The following is a 22,631-nucleotide window of genomic DNA, read 5'->3' as shown; positions in this document are numbered from 1 at the left end:
CCGACGCGCGGCGCACAGCAGAAGGCCCCCCGGGCGATCCCCGGGGGGCCTTCGCCGTTCCGGCCCCGCTCAGCGGGCGACGGTGGCCGTCACGTAGCGGACGGGTACGTCGATGTGGATGAGGCCGTCGTCACCGCGCAGGGCGTCGAGGCCCTCGGTCAGGCGCGTGCGCAGCGCCGCGGCCTCGTCCTCGGGCAGGTGCTGCCACAGCAGGCGCATGCCCTGGGTGTGGGACCAGGTGACCCAGTCCGCGCCCGAGGCGGCGGTCATGTCGACGCTCTCGTCCTCGATCCGCACGTCGTCGAAGCCGGCGGTGCGCAGGGCGGCCCTCAGGTCGGCGGGGTCCTCCAGCCAGGAGTGCAGCTGCTGGTGCAGGCGCTCCGGCTGCCAGGCGGCGGGCAGGTGGTCCAGCAGGGCCAGCGGGATCCACCGGGTGAACAGCGGCGGCAGGAACGGGAAGGTGTCACGGGTGAACACCGGGCTGGTGAACGCGATGCGGCCGCCGTCGCGCAGCAGCCGCGCGTAACGGGCCAGCGCCGCCCGGGCGTCGGGCAGGAAGATGACGCTGTAGCTGCCGAGGACCAGGTCGAAGGAGCGCTCGGGCAGGTCGGGCCGCTCACCGTCCATGACGCGCAGCTCGACGTTGGCGATGCCCTGGCGGTCCACCTCACGGCGGGCCTCGTCGATCATGGCCTCGGCGATGTCGATGCCGAGGGCGCCGCCCTGCGGGCCGATCAGGCGGGCGGCCGGCAGCAGCGTGGCGCCCAGGCCGCAGCCGACGTCGAGCAGGCGCTGCCCGGGGCGCGGGGCGGCGCGCTCCACGAGGCGCCGGCCCATCGGGGTGAAGAACTCCACCCCGAGCCGGTCATAGGTCGCCGCGGCCCCGTTGAAGGCGGCGGTGACTTTCGTCTTGTAGATGTCGGTGGCGGTGTCCACGGTCAACTCGGGCTCCTCGTCGCATGGATGAACGGCGCACCGTCATGGTCCGGGGGCCGGAACGCGGGGCGCTGGAAAGCGGTTCGAGGCCGGGTGGACCGCCGCTACGGGCGCCTTGCCCGGCGGTTTCGGGCCACCGCAGACTGACGGCCGGTGTCGCGGCGCCCTGGCCGTTCACCTGTGGAGGGGAATCGATGAGCAGTCATCTGCAGACGGTGCGCCGCATGGTGCGGGCGTACAACACCGGTGAGACGGAGGACGTGGCGGACTACATCCATCCGGAGTACCTCAACCCGGCGGCGCTGGAACACATGGACCTGCGCGGTCCCGAGGCGTTCGCGATGGCCGTGAAGTGGCTGCGGATGACGTTCTCCGAGGAGGCGCACCTGGAGGAGGTGCAGCTGGAGGAGCGCGGCGACTGGGTCCGCGCCCACCTCGTGCTGTACGGCCGTCACGTGGGCGACCTCGTCGGCATGGCGCCGACCGGCCGCCGCTTCTCCGGTGAGCAGATCCACCTGATCAGGCTCGTCGACGGCAAGATCCGCGACCACCGCGACTGGCCCGACTACCAGGGCACCTACCGGCAGCTCGGTTCGCCGTGGCCGGAGCCGAAGGGCTGGAGGGACTGATGGAGACGATCCTCGTGACCGGCGCCACCGGCAAGGTGGGCCGGGAGGCGGTGGAGCAGCTGGTGGCGCTCGGCCGCCCGGTGCGCGCGCTGAGCCGCAGTCCGCACGAGGCGGACCTGCCCGAGGGCGTGGAGGTCGTGGGGGGCAGCCCCGCCGACCCCGCCTCGCTGGCCGTGGCGTTCAAGGGTGTCGGCCAGGCCCTGGTGGTGCTCTCCGGTGACGTGGCGGGCGAGGCCCGCAATGTCGCCGGGGCCGCCGCGCAGGCGGGCACCGAGCACCTGGTGTTCCTGTCCTCGGCGAGCGTGCTGCATCCGCTGCCGCACGGCATCGGGGCGGAGCACCGGGCCGCCGAGGAGGCCATCGCGGCCGCCGGTGCCGCCACGACGTTCCTGCGCCCGGGCCCGTTCCACGCCAACACCTCCTGGTGGATCAGGACGGTCCGGGAGAGTTCCTCGGTGCGTGACTGGATCGGCAACAACCCGGGCGCGCCCATCGACGAGTACGACATCGCCTCCGCGGCCGTCGCCGCGCTCACCCGGGACGGGCACCGCGGCAAGGCGTATCTGCTCACCGGGCCCGAGGTGCTCACCTCCGAGGAGCAGGCCCGCATCCTCGGCGAGGTCCTCGGCCGTGAGCTCGCGTTCTCGGTGGCACCGCCGGAGGAGGTCGTCGGCGTCTTCGCCGGCATCACCGGCGACCGTGCCGCCGCGGAGACGAACGTGGCCGCCCTGCACAGCCCCGACGTGCCGTGGGCACGGCCCACGACGGCGGTCAGGGACCTGACGGGGCGCGAGCCGCGCCCGTACCGGCAGTGGGCCGTCGCGAACGCGGCCCTGTTCACAGCGGACGCGGAAGGGGCCACGGCATGACGGCACCGAACGAGGGCACGGTCCTGGTGATCGGGGCGACGGGCCTGCAGGGCGGCGCCACCGCCCGGGAGCTGGTGCGGCGCGGCCGGCCGACGGCGGCCCTGGTGCGTGACCCCGCCTCGGAGGGGGCCCGCGCGCTCGCCGCGTCGGGAGTGACCCTGGTCGCCGGCGACATGGACGACGAGGCGTCGCTGCGCGCGGCGATGGCGGGTGTGCACGGGGTGTTCTCCGTGCAGAACTTCATGACGCCCAAGGGGCTCGGCGGCGAGGTCCGCCAGGGCCGCGCGGTGGCCCGGGCGGCGAAGGCCGCCGGGGTGGCGCACGTGGTCTACAGCTCGGTGGGCGGCGCCGAACGGCACAGCGGGGTCCCGCACTTCGAGTCCAAGCGGCACATCGAGCGCTATCTGGAGCAGCTGGAGGTGCCGGCGACGGTGCTGCGGCCGGCGTTCTTCATGGACAACTTCGCCGCGCACGGTCCGCGCAACGTCGACGGCACCCTGGTGGTGCAGCTGGCGCTGAAGCCGCACACCCGCGTGCAGTTCGTCGCGGTGGACGACATCGGCTTCTTCGCGGCGCAGGCGTTCGACCGGCCGGGCGAGTACCTGGGCCGGGCGGTGGAACTGGCGGGTGACGAACTGACCGCGGAGGAGGTCGCCGCGGCGTTCGCGGCGCGCACCGGGCTGCCGGCCCGGTTCGAGGAACTGTCCCTGGACGAGGTGGCGGCGAACCCGTACATCCCCAACGCGCCGGAGATCTCCCTGATGTTCGAGTGGTTCCAGGAGCACGGCTACCGGGCGGACATCCCCTCCCTGCGCGCCGAGCACCCGGGCCTGATGACCTTCGCGACGTATCTGAAGGGCCTCGACCTGTAGACGCCTCCGGGTACGTGCCAGGGGCCGGGACCGCGATCGCGTGGTCCCGGCCCCTTGCGGCGGTGGCGGCTCAGCCGCCGAGAACGCCCGGGTCGACGAAGCCGAGCTCCTTGAGCATCGGCAGGTAGTTGAACACGTCGTAGTGCTCGATGATCCGGCCGGCGTCGTCGAACCGCAGCTCCTCCAGCATGTACCAGGTCACCTTCCTGCCGGTCGGGGCCTTGCCGAAGAACTCGCCCAGGTGCGTGGCCGTCACGGTGATGCGCAGGATCACACGGTCGCCCTCGGCGACGGCGCTGCGGACGTCCAGGTGCAGGTCGGGGAAGGCGGCGAGTCCGCCGCGCATCGCGGCGATCATCATCTCGGTGTCGACTTCGCGGTCTTCCGAGAAGTGCCGGATGCCGGGGGCCCAGTGCTCGATGATGCCGTCCAGCTCCCAGCGGTTCCAGGCGGCGGCGCAGTCGAGCGCGATCTGCTTGTTGCGCTCCTGCACGGACTTCTCGGTGAGCGTCGCGGTCATGGCGGGGTCTTCCTTACCGTCTGTTCAGGGAATGAGGACGTGCTTGCCGACGGTGGTGCCGTCGAGGAGCGCGCGGACGGCGGCCGGGGCCTCGTGCAGAGCGTGCCGGCCGGCGATCTCGGGGCGCAGCACGCCCTCGTCGACGAGCCGGTACAGCTCGGCCAGGTCGGCGTTGAAGTGCTCGCCGGGCTTGACGTAGTACATGGTCTGCCGGCGGCCGCGGGTCAGGCCGAGCAGGCGGGCGGCCCACCGCACGACGGTGCGGCGCAGCGCCGGGACGTGCGGGCGGAACCACTGGCCGGGCCGGTATCCGGCGACGGAGGAGTCGAACGAGACGAGGACACCGCCATCGGCGAGCATCGCCCAGCCTGCGTCGAGTCCGCGCCCGCCGATGTGGTCGAAGACGGCCCGCACCCCGTCCGGCGCAGGTCCGCGGACCGTGCCCGCGAGGTCGGGGTCGCGGTAGTCGAGCGGCTCGGCGCCCAGTTCCCGCACCGCGTCGTGCTTGGCGGGCGAGGCGGTGCCGAGCACCCGCAGTCCGTGGTGGACGGCGAGCTGGGTGAGCAGGGTGCCCACGCCGCCGCTGGCCCCGTGCACCAGGACGGTGTCGCCGGGGGCGAGGCGGGCCAGCCGGTGCAGCATCTGGTAGGCGGTGACCCCGTTGGTGATCAACGAGACGGCGACGGCCGCGTCGAGGTGGGCGGGCACGGGGGCGAGGATCTTGGCCGGCACCTCGACGTACTCCTGCCAGGCGCCCTGGCGGGGCATGGCGGCGACCCGGTCGCCGACGCTCCACCCGGTGACGCCGGGGCCGGTCTCGACGATCCGGCCCACGAGGTCGTAGCCCGGGACGAAGGGGAAGCGCGGCGGGAACGGGTGCAGGTGCTGGAGCATCTGCACCTCGGCGTAGGAGACGCCGGCGGCCTCGACGCGGACCACCACCTTGCCGGGGCGTGCGGTGGGACGGCTCTCCTGGCCGGTGACGATGCAGGTCTCGGGCTCGCCGCTCGCGGTCATGACGACACGCGGGTTGACGGCCGTGGCGGTGGTGTCGACGCTCACGCGGCCACCGCCTCGGTGGCGGGTGTGAGGTCCGCGGCGTGGTCGGCGGCCCACTGGGCGAAGGTGCGGGCGGGCCGTCCGGTGACGCGCTCGACGGTGTCCACGGGGACGGGCGGGTGGGCGACGGCGTCGGCGAGATAGCGCAGGACCATGTCCACGACCGGCGGCGGCATGAAGGGGGCCATCTGTGCGCGGGCCTGGTCGGGCGTGATCTCCTCGAAGGCGATCGGGGCGCCCACCGCCGTCGCGATGGCCTTGACCTGGTCGGCCTGGGTGAGGGCCTCGGGTCCGGTCAGGACGTACGCCTGCCCGGCGTGCCCCTCCTCGACGAGCGCGGTCACGGCGACGGCGGCGACGTCCGCCTCGTGGACCAGCACCCGCGGCGCGTTGCCGTAAGGGGCGCGGACCAGGCCCTCCGTGCGGATCGAGTGGCCCCACTTCCACAGGACGTTGGTGGCGAACTCGTCGGGGCGCACGAACGTCCACGCCAGGCCCGACTCCTCCACGGCGCGCTCCACCGCGCGGTGGTGTTCGCCGCTGTGGTTCTCGCCGGAGGTGTCGAGGACGGACGACGAGGAGAGCACCACGACGCGGCGCACGCCGGCCTCCTTGGCGAGCGCGACCACCTCACGGGCCGTCTCGGGCACGGGGAAGAGGTAGAGCCGCTCCACTCCCTCCAGGGCCGCGCGCACGGTCTGCGGCTGCAGCAGGTCGCCTTCGAACACCTCGACGCCGGCCGGGAGTCCGGCCGCGGCCGGGTTCCGGGTCAGTGCCCGCACCCGGGCTCCGGCGGCCACGAGCCCGTCGACCACATGGCGGCCGACCGCTCCTGTCGCTCCTGTCACGAGAACTGTCACGCCTGTTCCACCCGTCGCTTGTCGGCCCCCGAGGGGATCGGTACTTGTCGCTGTCAGGCTGCAAACGCCCGCTGGAGGGCACGTGGAGAGCGGCTGGAACAGGTGCCCTCCGGCGGGCGGGCCCGGTCAGTAGTGGGAGAACTCCGCCGAGTCCAGGTTGTGGGTCTCGTCGCCGCGCAGCGCCGGGGTGAACACGCACACCAGGCGCAGGTCCTCGTGCGGGGCGGCGACGAGCCAGTGCGCGTCGTGCCGGTCGAGGGCGTAGAGGGTGCCGGGTGTGATCGGGTGCGAGACGCCGGCCTCGTCGACGACCTCGCCGCTGCCCGCGATGCAGTAGCAGGTCTCCAGGTGATTGCGGTACTCCAGGCGGGACTTGGTGCCCGCGCGTACGACGGTGTCGGTGACGCTGTAGCCGATGCCGTCGGTCTCGGTGAGGAAGCGGCGGCTGAGGCCGTTGCCCCACTCGACGCCGGGGACGTCCTCGAGCTTGCGGACGATCATGGGGGTCTCCTCTCGTACGGTGTGCCGGCCGGGGTCGGCGGGCACGGTCGGCGGTGCGGGATGGGGGTATGGGGGGCTGGAGGGCGGTACGGGGCCGGGCGGCCGGACGCGCGACCGTGTGCCGTCCGAGCTGTGGCGTCCCCGGGATCAGGCGTTCTCGGGGCCGGACGGGCACGGGGTCGGACGGGGACGGGGTCGGACGGGGACGGGTCGGACGGGGACAGGGTCGGGCTCGGGGTCAGACGGCCACGGGGGTCGGGCGCGGGCCCGGCCGGGCCGCCGCCGTGCGCAGCCGGTCGGCCAGGGCGAGGGCCGAGCCGTCGCGCAGGGCGGTACGGGCGGCGCGCAGCGCCTGGTGCCAGTCACCGGTGCGGCGCGCGGCGACCGCGAGCGCGGCCGCGTTGAGGCAGACGGTGTCCTCGGCCGCGGGGTGCCCTTCCCCGGCGAGCAGCGCGCGGAAGGCGGCGACGGGATCGTCGCCCGGCCGCACGTCGGCCAGGTCGCCCGAGCGCAGGCCTAGGGCGGCCGGCTCGAGGGTGAACTCGTCCTCGCCGCCGTCCTCGTAGGTGCGTACCAGGCTCGGGGTGAAGGCCAGGAGCTCGTCGGCGCCGAGGTCGTTGGTGCACAGCCACACCGAGCGGCCGTCACGGCGCGCGACGTGGCCGGCGGCGGCGCGCAGGCCGGTCGTCAGCCGGGCGTCGGAGACACCGGTGAGCTGGGCTGCGACGGGCACGTCCGCGAGCAGCGGTCCGAGGGCGTTGACGAACCGGCCGAGCGGCCGGAAGTCCAGCGGCAGCACACTGCGGGCCAGCAGGGCGATCTCGGCCGGATAGACGAACGGCCCGGTGAAGGCGATGCCGTGGCGGCCGAGGATCTGCTCGGTCTCCTCGTAGGAGGAGGTCAGCGGGATGCCGAGGCGGTGCAGCAGGTCCACGGAACCGAGCGCGGAGGTGTAGGCGCGTGAGCCGCTCTTGACGACGGGGGTGCCCGCCGCGGCCGCGACGAACGCGGCGGCCGTGGACAGGTTCAGCGTGGGCGGCCCGCCGCCGGTGCCCACGATGTTGGCGGCGCCGTCGAACCGCGGCGCCGGCGCCGGGCGGCGCTCCGCGAGGGAGTCGAGGAGGGCGGTCAGCGTGGCGCGGTCCGGCATGCGGGTGGACAGCGACGCGAGCAGGGCCGCGCTCTCACCGCGGCGCAGTCCGCCGCCGTGCAGCGCGTCCCACAACGACCTCCACTCGCCGAGGTCCACGGGCCGCTCGCGGGCGATCAGCGCGGTGACGGCGGCGTGCATGGTCAGGCGGCCTCCGCCCCGGCGCGTGCGGCGGTGGCGACGAAGTGCTCGATGGCCGCCACCGACCGGAACGACTCGGGCTCGAGGTCGATGTCATCGGTGGTGATGCCGTACCGGTCCTCGAGCCAGGCGATCACCTTCAGCAGTCCGAGGCTGTCGATCACGCCGCTGTCGAGCAGGTCGGTGTGGTCGTCGAGTTCGGCCGCCGGCACGTCCGGCAGGAACTCCTCGACCACGAACTCCTTGATGGCCTGGGCGTAAGGCATGGTCTCTCCTTGGTGAGGCGGTCGTGCACGCCACGACCGGATCCGGTCCCGCCCTTGTCGCTGTCGATGGTGGACCGCGGGGCTGGAGCCCGGTTCGAGCCGTGCTGTACGCCGCCTCGGGCCTCAGTGCGTCTGCAGGAGTTCGGCCAGCGCCTCGGCCACGTCACCGGCCGGGGGCCCGGCCGGCCACCAGGTACCCGCCCGCTCCCGGTAGGGGTACCAGCGGCCGTCGCGCCCCTGACGCAGCTGCATGCCGCGGCCCGTCAGCGTCCAGTGGTTGGCGTCGACGGTGATCGCGGGCAGTTCGTCCCCCTCCCATCCCGCGGCCAGTTCGGTGCGGGCGCGCGCGATCTGGAGCCCGGACGGTGTCCAGGGGTGTTCCAGGACCTCCAGGGCCGCGCGGCCGCCCGTGCGCCACGCGGCGACGGCCCGGTCCAGTTCGGCGGGGCGGGCGCAGTGGCCGCGCAGCCGCTCGGGGACGCGGGGATCGGGGTGGGTGGCGGCGAGGCGCACGGTGTCCTGCCACTCGTCGAGCGGTGGCGGGGGCGCGGCGCCCAGCCCGCACACGTAGGCGAGCAGGTCGCGGGCGCGCTGGGCCGCGTCGGCGACGAGCCGGTCCAGCGGGTCGGCCTCGATGCCGGTGACGGGCTCGTCACGGGAGGCGGGCTTCTCGGGCAGCGGCGGCAGGGCGGGCAGCGGCACGGCGGGGCGGGCGTAGGCCTCGCGCTGGGCCGCGTACGGCTCCTCGCCACCCGGCTCCCCCACGGCGTCGGCGTCTTCGACGTCGTCGTAGTCGTCGCCGCTGTCATCGCCGTCGTCGCTGTCGTCGGCCGTGGCGGTCATCGCCCGCAGCAGGAGGACCGACTTCAGTTCCTCGACGGCCTCCTCGGCGTCCCGGCCGCGGATCAGCGCCAGCAGCCACGGGTCCGTCTCCAGCAGCCAGGAGACCTGGTAGCACAGCGCGGTCGCGTGCGGGCAGGGGTGGCCCAGCGTGTCGCAGTCGCAGTCGGCGTCGAGGTCGCCGTAGCCGGGCAGCAACCGCACCCGGGCGTCCTCCGCAGCCTCCAGCAGGTCCTCGGGCAGTTCCCCCGCCAGCACCGCCTCGGTCTCGGCGGGCCGGTCGGCGGTCCGTTCCCACAGCAGGTCCCACTCGTCGGCGTCCAGCTCCTGCAGCGTGAGCACCGTCGTGTACGTCTCCTCGCCGCCGTACACCTCGGCCGCGACCCGGCCCGGGCTGACGGTGATCGGGCCGATCCGGCCGGTGCGGGCGAAGGACCGGCCCTTCTTCAGCGGCTCCTCCTCCGGCCAGACGTCCTCCACGGCCTCCGCCCACGCCCTGGCCCAGAAGGACTGGCCGCGGGCCCGGCCGCCCCGGCGTGCCGCGAAGGCGGGAAAGCCCCGTGCGCCGCGCTCCTGTGCCCCGCTCATCCGATGCTCCTCAGTTCCACCAGGTTGGCCAGCTCGTCGTCGGTCAGCTGCGTCAGGGCCTGCTCGCCGGCTCCGAGCACGGCGTCCGCGAGCTCCTTCTTGGACTCGAGCAGGGCCGCGATGCGGTCCTCCACGGTGCCCTCGGCGATCATCCGGTGGACCTGCACGGGCTTGGTCTGGCCGATGCGGTAGGCCCGGTCGGTGGCCTGCGCCTCCACGGCCGGGTTCCACCAGCGGTCGTAGTGCACGACGTGGTCGGCGCGGGTCAGGTTCAGTCCCGTTCCGGCCGCCTTCAGCGACAGCAGGAAGACCGGGACCTCGCCGTCCTGGAAGCGCTGCACCATCTCTTCCCGCCGCGCCACCGGCGTGCCGCCGTGCAGCATCAGGGCGGGCACACCGCGCTCGCTCAGATGGCGCTGGAGGAGCCGGGCCATGGCGACGTACTGGGTGAAGACCAGCGCCGCGCCGCCCTCGGCGGTGATGGTGGCGAGGAGTTCGTCGAGCAGGTCGAGCTTGCCGGAGCGGCCCGCGAGCGGCCCGTCCTCCTCCTTGAGGAACTGCGCCGGGTGGTTGCAGATCTGCTTCAGCCCGGTGAGCAGCTTCAGCACCAGGCCGCTGCGCGCGATGCCGTCACCGCCGGCGCGGATCTCGGCCATCACCCGGCTGGTCTGCGCGCGGTACAGGGCCTGTTGTTCGGCGCTGAGCGCGACCGGGCGGTCGGTCTCGGTCTTGGGCGGCAGCTCGGGGGCGATGCCGGGGTCGGTCTTGCGGCGCCGCAGCAGGAACGGCCGTACCAAAGAGGCGAGCAGCTGGGCGGTGGGCCGCTCCGGGGCCGCTTCCGCCGCTCCGGCGCGTTCGGCCTCCACGGGCGCGATCCAGCGTCTGCGGAAGTGGCCGTGGCTGCCGAGGAGTCCGGGGGTGGTCCAGTCGAGGATCGCCCACAGCTCCGACAGGTTGTTCTCCACGGGCGTGCCGGTGAGCGCGATCCGTGCGCGCGAGCCGATCAGCCGCAGCGCCTTGGCGGTGGAGGAGTGCGGGTTCTTCACGTGCTGGGCTTCGTCGGCCACCAGCAGGCTCCACGGATGGGTGCCGAGCCGGGCGGCGTCCAGGCGCATGGTGCCGTACGTGGTCAGCACGAAGCCGTCGCCGGCACCGTCGAGGGTGCGGCCCGGCCCGTGGTACCGGTACACGCGGGTGCCCGGCGCGAACCGGCCCACCTCCCGCTCCCAGTTGCCGAGCAGGGAGGCCGGGCAGACCACCAGCGTCGGGCCCCGGGTCTCCTCGTCCTCCTGGCGGCGCAGATGCAACGAGATCAGCTGGACCGTCTTGCCCAGGCCCATGTCGTCGGCGAGGCAGCCGCCCAGGCCGAGCGCGGTCATGCGGTCCATCCAGCGCAGTCCGCGCAGCTGGTAGTCGCGCAGGGTGGCCGCGAGCGCGGCGGGCTGGTCCGTGCTCTCCCCGCCGCCGTCCGGGTCGGAGAGGCGCTCGCGCAGGGCGAGCAGCCAGGCGCTGGGCTCGACCCGCACGCGCTGCCCGGCGATGTCGGTGTGCCCGGTCAGGGCGACGGCCAGGGCCTCGATGGCGGTGAGCGGCTTCAGTTCGCGTTCGCGGGCCTTGCGGGCGGTCGCGGCGTCCACCAGCATCCAGCGTCCGCGCAGCCGTACGACGGCCCCGTGCGCGGCGACGGTGTCCGCCTCCTCCTCGGTGAGCGGCTCGCCGTCGAGGTCGATGCGCCAGCGCAGGTCCACCGTGCCGTCGCCGTCGAAGAACCCGCGCAGGTCGGCGGGCGGCACCCGGTCGGCGCCGACCACGGCGACGGCCGTGAGCGCCCCGGCGGCCTCGTCGGGCCAGGACACGTCGATGCCGAGCGCGGCCAGCCGGCCCGCCGCCCCGCCCAGCAGATCGCGCAGTTCGCGATCGCTCAGCTCCAGCTCGCGCGGTACGGGCAGCAGCCGTTCCAGCGGCTCCCAGACGCCCGCGGCGCGGCGCACGGCACGCACCGTCTCGGCCTGGGCGTGCGGTCCGAGCGCGTGGTCGGCGCGCGCGAACAGTTCGCCCGCGTCCAGGGCCAGGGTGGGATCGGCCAGGCTGTGGGCGCGCGGCACCAACCGTGGCACGGGCGGACCGTCCTGGGCGGGCTCGAGCTGGACGCGCAGGGATATCCGCACACCGGAGTCGAGTCCGGCGGAGATCTCCTGCGCCCAGGCGCGCAGTTGGGGGACGTGCTGGGGTTCGGCCGCCGTGAACGCGGCCCTGCCGGTGGCGGCCGGGGCGGCCGCCGTACGCGGCAGCGTGTCGGCGACGGCGTCGAAGAAGGCCCGCACCGACGCCGCCGGGTCCGTGCCGGGTGCCGCGATGGCCTCCGGGGGCGCCGCCTGGGCGAGTTCGCGCAGGCGGGCGATGTCCTCCGCGTCGAACGGCCCGGCCCGCCAGGTGTCGTACCCGGCCGGGGACACCCCGGGCAGCAGCCGCTCACGGGCGGTCAGGTGCAGCGCGCACGCCAGGACGGCCCCCCAGTACGCGGCAGCGGGATGCACGGCCCGCCCGTGCGCGGGCGAGCGCGCAGGTGTCCCGTCGCCGGTGGGCGCCTCGGGGGCGGCGGTGGCAGGGGCGGCGATGGCGCTGGCGGTGGCGCTGGCGGTGGCGCTGGCGGGGTACAGGCGGCGGGCGAGGGCCAGCACGGGCAGGGCCTCGGTGAGGGTGAGGCGCAGGACGGGCCGTGTGCGCAGGGCCACCCCGCCTTCGTGGCGGACGACCAGGCGGGCCTCGCCCCGCTCGCCGCAGGGCACATCGGGCGGTGCGTCACCGGCCGGATCCCAGAAGACGATCCGGCCCGTGCGGGCCGGATCACCCGGTTCGAACACGGCGGCACACCGCGTCAGCGGCGCCGCCTGCTCCGGCGTCATCCACACCATGCGTTCCCGACTCTCCCTCACCTGGTCGCGGGTACACCCCGGTCGATCATCCCGGACGCCACCCGTCCCGTGGTCGACAACCGCTCGAGAACGGCTCGAGGCACGCAGTCGGCGGCGCGGGTACGCGGGCGGACACCGCCCCGGGGCCGTGCGCCGCGCTCGAGCCCGGCTGGGGAGCCGGTCGTGACGGGGCGGACGCCCCGTCGAGACCGGGTCCACGAGCGGCCCCGTTCGCCGCCGCCGCTGGCACAGTCACCACCCGGCGGCTGACCGGACGACAGTTGAGGAGAGGGCATGAGCGAGACGGAGAAGGACCAGCGGATCGCGCTCGTGACGGGTGGCACGAGCGGCATCGGCCTGGAGATCGTACGGCGGCTGGCCGGCGCCGGTGTCCCGGTGCACCTGTGCGGCCGCCACGACGACACCGTGAACGGCACGGTGAAGGAGCTGGCGGACGAGGGACTGCCGGTCACCGGCAGCGTGTGCGACGTGCGGGACCCGGGGCAGATCCACGACCTGGTGCGTACGGTCGTCGAGCAGCACGGCCCGGTGCGCATCCTGGTGAACAACGCGGGCCGCAACGGCGGCGGCACCACCGCCGAGCTCGACGACGAGCTGTGGACGGACGTCATCGAGACCAACCTGACGAGCGTCTTCCGTGTGACCAAGGAGGTCCTGACGACGGGCGGCATGCGCGCGGCGGGACACGGCCGGATCGTCAACATCGCCTCGACGGGCGGCAAGCAGGGCGTGGTCCTCGCCGCCCCCTACTCCGCGTCCAAGCACGGCGTGGTGGGCTTCTCCAAGGCGCTCGGGCTGGAGCTGGCCAAGACCGGCATCACCGTCAACGCGGTCTGCCCCGGCTTCGTGGAGACGCCGATGGCACAGCGGGTCCGCGAGGGCTACGCCGCCGCGTGGGGGGTCACTGAGCAGGAGGCGTTCGATCGGATCACCACCCGGGTGCCGATGGGCCGGTACGTGACCGTGCGGGAGGTCGCCGCGATGGTCGAGTACCTGGTGAGCGACGACGCGGCAGCAGTCACCGCCCAGGCCCTGAACGTCTGCGGCGGCCTCGGCAACTACTGACCCGAGGCCGTGCCGATCTGGCGCGGCGCCCGGACCCGGGTGACGGCACCGGCCCGAGCGGCGGCGCCCGGACCCGGATGACGGCACCGGCCCGAGCGGCGGCGGCCGGACCCGGATGACGGCACCGGCCCGAGCGGCAGCGCCGAGCCGGACCGACGGCGCCGAGCGGCCGTGCCGGGCACCCACAGGGCCGCCCCGTGGTCACTCGGCCCACGGGGCGGCCCCATGGCCGCTCGCCCGCAAGGCGGGACCCTGACCGCCCGGCCCGCCAGGCGGGCCCGTGGCCGCTCGGCCCTGACCGAGGGCGAGGACCCGGCCGCTCGGGCCGCAGGCAGAGCCGATGGCCCCGCCCGCAGGGCCGACCGTAGCCGCTCGTCCGCAGGGCAGAGCCGTAACCCCCCGACCGCAAGGCAGAGCCATGGCGCTCGGTCCTGGAGTCGGCCCAGTGGGGCTCGACTCCGCTTCCACTTCGTTGGCGCAGGGTCGGGGGGTGCGCGTGGGCGCCGTGTCGCCGGTGGCGCGGGTCCGCGACCGAACAGACCCCAGCCGTGACCCGGGAGGCCCCGTGACCAGCCCAGCAGTGACCAGCGCGCCGACGCCCGCCCTCGCCGGGATCTATCCGCGCGTCCAGCAGTTCTACGCCGCCCAGGTGCGCCACCTCGACGGCTTCCGCGCCGAGGAGTTCGCCGCCACCTTCACCGAGGACGGCGTCTTCGACCACCGGCCGGGCACCGAGCCGCTGGTGGGCCGGGAGGCGATCGCCGGGGCGGTCCTCGGGTACCAGCGGACCCGGCACGCCGCCGACCCCGTGCAGCGCCGCCACTGGTTCAACATGCTCGAGGTCTTCCCGCAGGACGACGGCACCCTCCGTACGGAGTACTACGCACTCGTGCTGCACACCCGGCCCGGGACGCCCGAGCCGCAGATCGGCCCCAGTTGCTTCGTCACCGACATCCTGACCGTCACGGACGAGGACGGTGAACCCCGGCTGCTCACGAAGTTCCGCCGGGTGCGCCAGGACCACCTCGTCTGACGTCCGCGTACGGCACCACCCCACGCCGCACGGGGCGACGGCTCACGGACACCGAGCCGCCGCCCCGTGCGGCGTCGGCGTTCACGCCAGGCAGCAGGGCAGCCCGCCGTGGTGCCGGATCATCTCCTGAAGGGCGGTCTCCATGACCGCGTACGGCAGCGGGTCCGCCGCCGGGGTGCCGTTCAGTTCGGCGTAGGCCCGGTGCAGGTTGGGCACGAGCCGCTCGGGGTCGGTCAGGCCGGCGTGGCGTCCGAGGTCCGCGCCGACGGCTGCCTGAGCCGGCGTCAGTCCCGCGCGCAGCCCCTCCTCGGCCAGCCGCAGTACCGTGCGCAGATAGTCCTCGACGGCGTCGAACACCTCCGGTCCGCACACCGGCCCGTGCCCGGGTACGACGGTGGTGGCGCCGAAGGCGCGCAGCCGCTCCAGGGCCTTCAGGGACCCGGTGACGGAGCCCATCAGACAGAACGGCGTCACCCCGTTCATCACCAGGTCGCCGGTGAACAGCACGCGCTGGGCGGGCAGCCACACCACGGTGTCGTTGGAGGTGTGAGCGGGCCCGATGTGCTCCAGTTCCGCCCGGATCGACCCGACGTGCAGCGTGAGCGCGTCACGGAACGTCAGCGTGGGCGGCGCGAGTTCGATGTGGCCCCACTCGACGTCGGGCCACAGCCCGGTCAGGTGCAGCCCCGCCGAGATCATCTCCGTACGGGTGGCCTCGTGGCCCACGACGACCGCCTCGGGGAACTCGTGGTTGCCGAAGACGTGGTCGCCGTGGAAATGGGTGCTGACGATCGTGCGAGGGGCCGCACCCGGGTTCAGGCGCAGCGCGGTGCGGCGCAGGTGGCGTGCGCGGGACTGGGTCGCGGCGGTGTCGACAAGAGCGCTCTCTCCGCCGGAGACGATGACGCCGGCGTTGTTCAGACACCATCCGCCCGGGGCCTGGACGTAGGCGTGGACGCCGGGGGCGATCTCGGTCACCTCGGCGAACGGCGCGGGCGCCTGGGCGCGGACGGCGGGGATGGACGGCACGGACGTTCTCCTCGCGGCAGGGTTCAGGGCGCGAACGAGTCAAGCGGCGCCGCCTCGCGGCCCGGTCGAAGGCCCGCGGAACACGGCGCGCACGACCCGTTGGGGGAGGTTCTCGAGCCGTCCTCGACCCGGCGTCAGCCGGTCGTCGACCGGGTGGCCGGAGCGTGGAGCGCCACGACTGTCCCCGAGCGCCAAGGAGCAGGGATGACCGAAAGCCCGCCGCCGCGCGCGTCCGAGCCGGTGCGAGCCCGTGCCCGGCGCGCCCCGCACCTCGCCCCCACCGGGCGCCGCCGCACGAGCGGTGCGCCCGTCGCGGCCACGGCCGCGCACCCGCCGGCGCGGGGGATGTGACATGGCGTCCCTCGGCCCGTGGCGGGTGCGGCGACTGCGCCGGATGATGGTCCTCTATGTGCTGGGCCCGCTGTGGCGGGGCCTGGTCGAGTTCGGCTCCGTGCACTTGACGGGGGAGGCGGCCCGTGCGGACGCGGGACGGCCGGCGGGCGGGACGTCCACCCGCCGTCGGCTTCTGCAGCAACCGCCCGCCGGCCATCCGGAGCGGCTACGCCCGGAAGTCCCCCTGACCGCACTGGAGCTGGCCCTCCTCAGCGACCTGAAAACCGGCCGCTGACCCGGCGAGCGACTCGCGGTGCCGGCCCCACGCCGTCCCTCCCCGGCCGCTGCCCCGGCGAGCGGCCTGGGCGGCAGCCGGCGCCAGCCCGCCCCGGCGACTGACCCGGCGGACCGCTTGCGGTCCCAATCCCGCACCGGCCCCCGGCCACTGACCCAGCGGGCGGCCGTGGTCACAGCCAGCGCCGGCCCACTCCGGTGACTGCCCCGGCGGACGGCTTGCGATGCCAACCCCGCACCGGCCTCGCGGCCACTGACCGCCGCGGCCGCCCGTCGTGGCAGCCGCGGCGGTCAGTGGCCGTCGCGGCGGTCAGTGGCCGTCGCGGCTGTCGGCTGCCGCGGCTGTCGGCTGCCGTAGCTGTCGACCTCGGGCCCGCCCTCCCCGCGCCCGGGCCAGGAAGGTCAGCCCGGGTGGGCGGGCAGGGGCGTGTCCCTGGTGAACAGGTCGGTGCGCACCGGTGGGGGCCTGCGCCCCTCGGCGACGCGTGCGGTGACGCGCGCGCCGAGCGGTGTGCGCATCACCAGGCCGGCCGCACCGGCACGGGCCAGGTCGGCGGCCCGCCCGCCGGTCCCGAAGAACGCCTTGGCCTGCACGCGCTGCATGCGTGTGACCGCGTCGGAGACGGGTTGGCGCAGCCGTTGGAAGGGCAGCAGCCGGGCACGGGAGAAGTCGCCGTGCTCCAGCGCTCCGACCAGGACGGGGTGCAGCGCGGCGGCGTCCTGAAGGGCGAGGTTGATGCCCTGGGCGCCGAGCGGACCGTGGGTGTGGGCGGCGTCGCCCAGCAGGACCAGGCCGTCGCGCACCCACTCCGGCGCCCGGGCGGCGAAGGTGTCCAGCAGCCGCAACTGGGAGGCGGTGCGCAGCCCGTCGTGGATGAGGTCGGCGAACTCGGGCACCGCGTCGGCGAGTTCGGTACGGACGGCGTCGATGCCGCGGGCCGCGACCGCGGCGCGGGCGCGGGCGCGGTGCGGCAGCGTCCAGCCGATCCTGAGCCGGTCGGGGTGCCGGTCGTGGACCAGTACGGCCGTGCCGGCGGCCCGGTGGACGGTGACCCGCCCGGGGCCGCGGCCGTGTGCGGGCAGCGAGATCCACACCACGTCGTGGTCGAAGGCCTCGGTGCGGCCGGCGTCGATCCCGGCGAGGGCGCGGACGCGGGAGAAACGGCCGTCCGCGCCGACGACGACAGGGGCCCGTACGGTGGTGCGGCGGCCGTCGGGACCGGTCGCCGTCACCCCGGAGCACCGGCCGTGCTCGTGCGTCAGCGCGTCCGCGCGATGACCGGGCAGTGAACGGAAGCCGGGCAGCCGCCCGCAGGCTTCGGTGAGTTGCTCGAGCAGGTGCTGCTGGGGCAGCGCGAGAAGGTGGTCGTAGGGGGCGGGCAGCCGGCGGTAGTCGATGTCCAGCAGGACCCGGCCGCGGTCCAGTACCCGGAAGCCGTCGAGGACACGGGCGCCGCGCTCCCGGGCCGCGTGCAGTACGCCGAGCCGGTCCAGCACCCGCTGGCCACCGGGCTGGAGGATCTCTCCGTGGAAGTCGCGCCGGTAGGAGGTGGACTTCTCCAGCAGCGTCACGCGCACACCGGAGCGCAGCAGCATCAGGGTCAGTGCGAGGCCGGCGGGGCCGGCGCCGACGACCGCGACGTCGGTGCGCAGCACGGTGGCGGGCTGGGTGCGGCCCGCCCCGGCCTCAGGCGGCGGCGCCGACGGCGAGGGCACGGTTGACCAGCGCCAGGTAGGCGCCCGGCGTCTCGGCCTCGTCGAGGGCCTCCTCGTCGAGGGCGATGTCGTAGTCGCGCTCGATGCGTCCGGTGGTCTGCAGAATGGCGAGGGAGTCGTAGCCGAGCTCGGCGAACGGCACGTCCATGACGTCACCGTCGAGGTCGACACCCTCCTCCTGACCCGCGCACTCGCGCAGCAGTGCCTTGAGGTCGTCCAGTTCGAACTGTCGCATGATGCTCTCCGTCTCTCTTCGGCCTGCGCGCGGGCTGCGGGAGGCCCGCAGCCGCGTGACGGGCCGCCGCCGGCGACGCGCCGGCGTACGGCCGCGTGTCAGGGCGAGCCTCGGCCAGTCGGCTCGAGAACCACTCGACATGGGCACGACCGGCCGCCGCGGGGCCCGCTCACGGCGGGCCGAGGGGCGCGGGCCGTCAGGCGGCGTACAGGTCGAACGTGGACGTACGGCGGGGGCCGGCCATGACGTCGAGTTGCGGGTCGACGGCGAGCATGGCCTGGTGCAGCCGCTGCAACTGCGGTGAGGGCTCCACACCGAGTTCGTCGACCAGGCGCCGGCGCAGCCGGTGGAAGACGTCGAGGGCGGCGGCCTGCCGTCCGGACCGGTAGAGCGCGACCATGGCCTGCGAGTGCAGGCCCTCGTGCTCGGGATGGCGGGCGATCAGGTCCATCAGCTCGGCGGTCACTTCCGCGTGCCGGCCGAGGCGCAGGTCGGCGTCGATGCGTCGCTCGCGCGTCACCAGCCGGCTCTCCTCCAGCCGCATCGCCTCGATCTCCAGGATCGGACCGACGCGCACGTCGACGAGGGCGGGTCCCTGCCACAGGTCCAGTGCCTCGCGGTAGGTGCGGGCCGCCCGTTCGTCGTGGCCCTCCTCGAAGGCCTGCTGGGCCTCGGAGACCAGTCGCTCGTACTCGTGCACGTCCACCGCCTCGGCCGGTATCTGCAGCAGGTAGCCGCCGTGCCGGGTGGCGAGCACCCCCTTCGCGGCGCCCGGTGCGCCCGGTCCCATGGCGGTCCCGAGCCGCCGCCGCAGCTGGAGGATGTACGTCTGGAGCGTGGTGAGAGCACTCTGGGGAAGCTCCGTGCCCCAGATCTCCTCCATGAGTGTGGGCACGGGCATGACCCGGCCCGGGTAGAGCGCGAGCAGGGCCAGGATCTGCCGTGGCTTTCCGGCCGTCGGAACGATCGACATGCCGTTGACGTCAGCGCTCAGTGGACCCAGAACACGAATCTTCATGGTTTCCTCCCCGTACCTCGACGGCTGAACTCGGCCGAGCCGGTGGGCGAATCGGTATCCGAGGCTCGTCGATGTTGCGCCACGCGGGGATCCGCTGTCCTTACCCCACGATGCGTGCACGAGGCGCACCGTATCCCGGCCCAGTCTTTCCCACCGTAATTCTCGAGTCATCATCGAGCACTTCTCGGCCCCCTGTGGTCTGACACGGCTCTGACACACGGCTGACCATCCGGAAAGGGAACCGTTGACCGTCTTCCGCGCGATTACGGCCGCTGTTAGTTTCCCGGCATGGAGACCAGCGAAAGCACCGAGCGGGACCCGAGGTTGCACGTGCCGCCGGACGCGGACCCGGTGACCCGGCAGCTGCTGCGGCAGATGGTCGCGCGCTGCATGCGGCTGGCGGAGTCCGAACTCCCGGGGGACGACGACGATCTCGTGGACCACGGGCTGGATTCGATCACCGCGATGGAGCTCATCTCCGCCTGGCACCGGCGCGGTGTCGAGGTCGGCTTTCCCGAGCTGATGGCGCGTCCCACGCTCGGCCACTGGTGGCAGCTCATTTCCCGCCGGGACGCGGCGAACGCCGCCTGACGGCAGCTCAAGGCTTCACGGACGGCCGCTGGAACACCGCTCGCGCGGACCGCGGTCCTTCGCGCAAACCGTCTATGGTCCGATCGCCGAGGAATTCAGCACCTTGGTTTTCCGGCGAGCCGGAATCGGATCACCAGACGGAGCCACCATGGAATTCGGCGTGAACTTCTTTCCGGTCATCGATCCGGAACGCAAGAGCGCGAGCACCTACTACGACGAGAGCCTGCGCCTGGCCGAACTGGCCGAGGCGCTGGGTTTTGAACATGTGCAGACGGTCGAGCACTACGGGTCCCCCTACGGCGGCTACAGCCCGGACCCGGTGGTCTTCCTGACGGCCGTGGCGGCGCGCACCAGCCGCATACGTCTGGTGACCGGCGCCGTGATCGCCGCGTTCGCCCACCCGGTGCAGCTCGCCGCCCGGCTCGCGCAGCTGGACAACCTCTCGCACGGCCGGCTGGACGTGGGCTTCGGACGCGGTTTCCTGCCCGACGAGTTCGAGCTGTTCGGTGTGGACATGGCCGAGAGCCGTACCCGGTTCGACGAGGTCGTCGACGCCTGCCTCGCCCTGTGGAGCGGCGAGGAGGTCCGCTTCGAGGGTCAGGTGCACCGGTTCGGCCCGGTGACCGGCTTCCCCCGCCCCCACCAGCGTCCGCATCCGCCGGTGTTCGTGGCCGCGGCGACCAGCCCCGACTCCTGTGCGCGCGCCGGTGAGCGCGGCCACCATCTGCAGGTCGTGCCGTCCGTCACCAGCCGCGAGCAGCTCACGGAGATGGTGGCGGCCTACCGCGCCGCGCGCGCTGCCGCCGGACACCAGGGGCCGGGGCGTGTGCAGATCAAGTACACGTGCTACGTGGGCGAGGACCGCGCGAGCACCCTGGCCGACGCCCGCGCCCAGGAGCAGAACTACGTGACGACGATGGCCGGCGCCGTCGCCTCCTGGGCCCGGGCCCGTTCCGGGCAGTACCCGGGCTACGAGGCGTTCGTGGACAAGGTGCGCCGCTACGACTTCGACCGGGCGCTCGCCGATCACAAGGTGCTGGCCGGCACACCCGAGGAGGTGGCCGCGCAGATCGACACCGTCCGCGGCTGGTACGGCGACGACCTGTGCCTCAGTCTCCAGTTCAACCCGGGCCACCTGCCCTACGGGCGCGCCGAGCGGGCCATGGAGCTGTTCGCCGCCGAGGTGGCCCCCGCCGTCACCGGCGGCCTGGCCACGGCCGCGTGAGCGCGGGGCCACAGGAGGGAGCAACGATGTACGGCACCTCGGGAGGGCTGCGGCTCTTCGTCTTCCACCACGCGGGTGGTTCGCACCTGCTCTACCGCTCCTGGCCCGGGCTGCTGCCCGCCGACTGGGACGTACGGCTGCTGGACGCGCCCGGCCGCGGGCGGCTGTCGGGCGAGCCCCCGCTGGACGACGCGCGCCGGCTGGCCCGCTTCTTCCTGCACCGCCTGGAGGGGGAACTGAGCGGCCCGTTCGCGTTCTTCGGGCACAGCATGGGCGCCCTGGTCTCCTACGAGCTGACCCGGCTGCTGGCCGCCGAGGGCCGCGACCTTCCGGCGTGGCTGGGCCTTTCGGCGCGGGGCGCGCCCCGCCCGCAGGGCGACGGCACGCGGCGCCACGCACTGCCCGACGACGAACTGCGCGCCCACCTCGCGGCGATGGGCGGCACCCCGCTGGAAGTCCTCCAGGACGCCGATCTGTGGGCCATGTTCGCCCCGGCGATCCGCAACGACCTGCGTCTGGTGGAGAACTGGCGTCCGCTGCCGGGTCTGGCTCCGCTGCCTGTGCCGACGGCCGTGTACGGCGGCACCCAGGACGTGGTGGTCGCTCCGCCCCGGCTGGCGCAGTGGGCGGAGCACACCGAGCGTTACCAGGGGCTGCATCTGTTCGACGGCGGGCACTTCTACTTCCAGCCCGACCCCGTGCCGTTGCTGCGGCTGGTCACCCGCCACGCGACGGCCGCGCTCGAGGAGGCGTCCGCGGTGAGGCCGTCGTGACCGGGACCGACGCGGACGTGGTGGTCGTGGGGCTGGGCGCCTGGGGCGCCGCCGCGCTGTGGCAGCTGGCCCGGCGCGGTGTGCGGGCCGCCGGCGTCGAGCAGTACGGCCTGGCCCACGACCTCGGTTCGTCGTACGGCGAGAGCCGGATGTTCCGCACGGCCTGTCTGGAACACCCCGGCCTGGTGCCGCTGGCCCGGCGCTCGCGCGAGCTGTGGCGGCAGTTGGAGACCGAGACGGGCACGCATCTGCTGGATCCGACCGGGGCGATGCTGATCGGCCCGCGGGACGGCAGGATCGTGGGCGGCGCGCTGCGGGCCGCCCGGGAGCACGGACTCGAGGTGCGGGTTCTCGACCGGGACGCGCTGCACCGCAGGGCACCCGCCCATGCCGGTCTGGCCGACGGCCATGTCGCCGTCGTCGAGCCGGAGGGCGGGCTGACCCTGCCCGAGCGGACCATCGAGGCCGCGGTCGGCGCGGCGCGCGCCGCCGGTGCCGTGGTGCTGACCGGCACCCGGGTGACGGCGGTGGAGCGCACCGGCGGCGGGGTCGCGGTGCACACGGCCGAGGCAGGGGTGCTGCGGGCCGGCCAGGCGGTCGTCACGGCGGGGCCGTGGCTGGCCGACTTGGTGCCCGACCTGCCGCTGGAGGTGGTGCGGATGCCGGTCACCTGGTTCACGCCCACGGCGCACGACGAACGGTTCGGCCTCGGCCGCCTGCCCGTGTTCATGCGGGAGCTCGACGGCGGGGACGTGATCTGGGGACACGGCGCGCTGCCCGGCCGCACGGACGTGAAACTCGGCCTGGAGGACGGGGGCCGCGGTCATTTCGCGACCGTGGACCCCGCGACGATGGACCGGTCGGTCGCACCGGCCGACTGGGCCGTCCTCGCCGAGCATCTGGCCCGGGCGGTACCGGGTCTGGGCGAGGCACCCTCACGCGCCACCGCGAGCCCGTACGCGCGCACGCCGGACGGCCAGTTCCTCATCGGGCGGCCGCGGCGCGATCCGGCGGTGCTGATCGCGGGCGCCTGCGGCAGCCACGGCTTCAAGCACTCCCTCGGCATCGGGGAGGTCCTGGCCGATCTGGTGCAGGGCAAGGAACCGGCGATGCCGCTGGATTTCACCGACCCCGACCGCTTCTGAGTGACAT

Annotated in this window: 24 protein-coding genes; 11 read left to right on the top strand and 13 right to left on the bottom strand. The window is 74.2% G+C overall.

What is annotated here, in order from left to right:
• Positions 1-69: 69 nt before the first annotated feature.
• Positions 70-936 (bottom strand): methyltransferase domain-containing protein, encoded by an 867-nt coding sequence (locus tag AB0E88_RS00520; protein ID WP_361622287.1) that lies wholly within the window; start codon positions 934-936, stop codon positions 70-72.
• 194 nt (positions 937-1,130) lie between these two features.
• Between AB0E88_RS00520 and AB0E88_RS00515 the strand changes: the two genes are divergently transcribed.
• The 3 genes from AB0E88_RS00515 to AB0E88_RS00505 are packed head-to-tail and all read left to right on the top strand — an operon-like array spanning position 1,131 to position 3,306.
• Positions 1,131-1,565 carry an ester cyclase gene (locus AB0E88_RS00515; RefSeq protein ID WP_361621348.1) on the top strand — a complete coding sequence of 145 codons (435 nt, stop codon included), beginning with the start codon at positions 1,131-1,133 and terminating at the stop codon, positions 1,563-1,565.
• On the top strand, positions 1,565-2,434 hold the full coding sequence (locus AB0E88_RS00510) for an NAD(P)H-binding protein (protein ID WP_361621345.1): 870 nt from the start codon (positions 1,565-1,567) through the stop codon (positions 2,432-2,434). Before AB0E88_RS00515 ends, AB0E88_RS00510 begins: the two co-directional genes overlap by 1 nt.
• Positions 2,431-3,306: an NmrA/HSCARG family protein gene (locus AB0E88_RS00505; protein ID WP_361621342.1), complete on the top strand. Its 876-nt coding sequence runs from the start codon at positions 2,431-2,433 to the stop codon at positions 3,304-3,306. The genes AB0E88_RS00510 and AB0E88_RS00505 overlap by 4 nt, the downstream gene beginning before the upstream one ends.
• Positions 3,307-3,376: 70 nt before the next feature.
• Here AB0E88_RS00505 and AB0E88_RS00500 read toward each other — a convergent pair whose 3' ends face one another.
• The 8 genes from AB0E88_RS00500 to AB0E88_RS00465 form a co-directional block, all read right to left on the bottom strand.
• The gene (locus AB0E88_RS00500) at positions 3,377-3,826 is read right to left on the bottom strand and encodes an ester cyclase (RefSeq protein WP_361621339.1); all 450 of its coding nucleotides are present in this window, start codon (positions 3,824-3,826) and stop codon (positions 3,377-3,379) included.
• 24 nt (positions 3,827-3,850) lie between these two features.
• Complete coding sequence (locus AB0E88_RS00495) at positions 3,851-4,888, bottom strand: zinc-binding dehydrogenase (RefSeq protein ID WP_361621336.1); 1,038 nt, start codon at positions 4,886-4,888, stop codon at positions 3,851-3,853.
• On the bottom strand, positions 4,885-5,745 hold the full coding sequence (locus AB0E88_RS00490; RefSeq protein WP_361621333.1) for an NAD(P)H-binding protein: 861 nt from the start codon (positions 5,743-5,745) through the stop codon (positions 4,885-4,887). Before AB0E88_RS00490 ends, AB0E88_RS00495 begins: the two co-directional genes overlap by 4 nt.
• 126 nt (positions 5,746-5,871) lie before the next feature.
• Positions 5,872-6,246 carry an ectoine synthase gene (locus tag AB0E88_RS00485; protein ID WP_361621330.1) on the bottom strand — a complete coding sequence of 125 codons (375 nt, stop codon included), beginning with the start codon at positions 6,244-6,246 and terminating at the stop codon, positions 5,872-5,874.
• Positions 6,247-6,484: 238 nt separating this feature from the next.
• Positions 6,485-7,537, bottom strand: a complete 1,053-nt coding sequence (locus AB0E88_RS00480) for a hypothetical protein (protein ID WP_361621327.1) — start codon at positions 7,535-7,537, stop codon at positions 6,485-6,487.
• A 2-nt stretch (positions 7,538-7,539) separates the two neighbouring features.
• The gene (locus tag AB0E88_RS00475) at positions 7,540-7,803 is read right to left on the bottom strand and encodes an acyl carrier protein (protein WP_361621324.1); all 264 of its coding nucleotides are present in this window, start codon (positions 7,801-7,803) and stop codon (positions 7,540-7,542) included.
• 123 nt (positions 7,804-7,926) lie between these two features.
• Entirely contained in the window at positions 7,927-9,231 is a 1,305-nt protein-coding gene (locus tag AB0E88_RS00470; RefSeq protein WP_361621321.1) for a hypothetical protein, read from the bottom strand.
• Positions 9,228-12,146: a DEAD/DEAH box helicase gene (locus AB0E88_RS00465; protein ID WP_361621318.1), complete on the bottom strand. Its 2,919-nt coding sequence runs from the start codon at positions 12,144-12,146 to the stop codon at positions 9,228-9,230. Before AB0E88_RS00465 ends, AB0E88_RS00470 begins: the two co-directional genes overlap by 4 nt.
• Positions 12,147-12,440: 294 nt before the next feature.
• Between AB0E88_RS00465 and AB0E88_RS00460 the strand changes: the two genes are divergently transcribed.
• Together AB0E88_RS00460 and AB0E88_RS00455 are read left to right on the top strand one after the other, a co-directional pair.
• Positions 12,441-13,232: an SDR family NAD(P)-dependent oxidoreductase gene (locus AB0E88_RS00460; RefSeq protein ID WP_361621315.1), complete on the top strand. Its 792-nt coding sequence runs from the start codon at positions 12,441-12,443 to the stop codon at positions 13,230-13,232.
• A 565-nt stretch (positions 13,233-13,797) separates the two neighbouring features.
• The gene (locus tag AB0E88_RS00455; protein ID WP_361621312.1) at positions 13,798-14,265 is read left to right on the top strand and encodes a nuclear transport factor 2 family protein; all 468 of its coding nucleotides are present in this window, start codon (positions 13,798-13,800) and stop codon (positions 14,263-14,265) included.
• 81 nt (positions 14,266-14,346) lie between these two features.
• Here the strand turns inward: AB0E88_RS00455 and AB0E88_RS00450 are convergent, their stop codons facing one another.
• Positions 14,347-15,294 carry an MBL fold metallo-hydrolase gene (locus AB0E88_RS00450; RefSeq protein ID WP_361621309.1) on the bottom strand — a complete coding sequence of 316 codons (948 nt, stop codon included), beginning with the start codon at positions 15,292-15,294 and terminating at the stop codon, positions 14,347-14,349.
• Between the two features lie 204 nt (positions 15,295-15,498).
• Here AB0E88_RS00450 and AB0E88_RS00445 point away from each other — a divergent pair, with 204 nt between their 5' ends.
• Together AB0E88_RS00445 and AB0E88_RS00440 are read left to right on the top strand one after the other, a co-directional pair.
• On the top strand, positions 15,499-15,645 hold the full coding sequence (locus tag AB0E88_RS00445; protein WP_361621306.1) for a hypothetical protein: 147 nt from the start codon (positions 15,499-15,501) through the stop codon (positions 15,643-15,645).
• Position 15,646: 1 nt separating this feature from the next.
• Complete coding sequence (locus AB0E88_RS00440; protein WP_361621303.1) at positions 15,647-15,922, top strand: DUF6059 family protein; 276 nt, start codon at positions 15,647-15,649, stop codon at positions 15,920-15,922.
• Positions 15,923-16,323: 401 nt separating this feature from the next.
• Here the strand turns inward: AB0E88_RS00440 and AB0E88_RS00435 are convergent, their stop codons facing one another.
• The 3 genes from AB0E88_RS00435 to AB0E88_RS00425 all read right to left on the bottom strand — a co-directional run bounded on the left by AB0E88_RS00435 (position 16,324) and on the right by AB0E88_RS00425 (position 18,890).
• Positions 16,324-17,577, bottom strand: a complete 1,254-nt coding sequence (locus AB0E88_RS00435) for an FAD-dependent monooxygenase (RefSeq protein ID WP_361621300.1) — start codon at positions 17,575-17,577, stop codon at positions 16,324-16,326.
• 31 nt (positions 17,578-17,608) lie between these two features.
• The gene (locus AB0E88_RS00430; RefSeq protein WP_361621297.1) at positions 17,609-17,872 is read right to left on the bottom strand and encodes an acyl carrier protein; all 264 of its coding nucleotides are present in this window, start codon (positions 17,870-17,872) and stop codon (positions 17,609-17,611) included.
• Positions 17,873-18,068: 196 nt separating this feature from the next.
• Entirely contained in the window at positions 18,069-18,890 is an 822-nt protein-coding gene (locus AB0E88_RS00425; RefSeq protein ID WP_361621294.1) for an AfsR/SARP family transcriptional regulator, read from the bottom strand.
• Positions 18,891-19,178: 288 nt separating this feature from the next.
• On the opposite strand from AB0E88_RS00425, the gene AB0E88_RS00420 reads away from it, so the two are divergent.
• The 4 genes from AB0E88_RS00420 (at position 19,179) to solA (ending at position 22,624) form a co-directional block, all read left to right on the top strand.
• Complete coding sequence (locus AB0E88_RS00420; protein ID WP_361621291.1) at positions 19,179-19,481, top strand: phosphopantetheine-binding protein; 303 nt, start codon at positions 19,179-19,181, stop codon at positions 19,479-19,481.
• 148 nt (positions 19,482-19,629) lie between these two features.
• Positions 19,630-20,706, top strand: a complete 1,077-nt coding sequence (locus tag AB0E88_RS00415) for an LLM class flavin-dependent oxidoreductase (protein ID WP_361621288.1) — start codon at positions 19,630-19,632, stop codon at positions 20,704-20,706.
• Between the two features lie 26 nt (positions 20,707-20,732).
• Positions 20,733-21,479 (top strand): thioesterase domain-containing protein, encoded by a 747-nt coding sequence (locus AB0E88_RS00410; protein WP_361621285.1) that lies wholly within the window; start codon positions 20,733-20,735, stop codon positions 21,477-21,479.
• Complete coding sequence (gene solA / locus AB0E88_RS00405) at positions 21,476-22,624, top strand: N-methyl-L-tryptophan oxidase (protein WP_361621282.1); 1,149 nt, start codon at positions 21,476-21,478, stop codon at positions 22,622-22,624. Before AB0E88_RS00410 ends, solA begins: the two co-directional genes overlap by 4 nt.
• Positions 22,625-22,631 lie beyond the last annotated feature (7 nt).

The organism is Streptomyces sp. NPDC028635 (genome assembly GCF_040637635.1).
Lineage (GTDB): Bacteria > Actinomycetota > Actinomycetes > Streptomycetales > Streptomycetaceae > Streptomyces.
The sequence above is the reverse complement of the archived record's forward strand: the minus strand, read 5'-3'. Positions and strand labels throughout refer to the sequence as shown.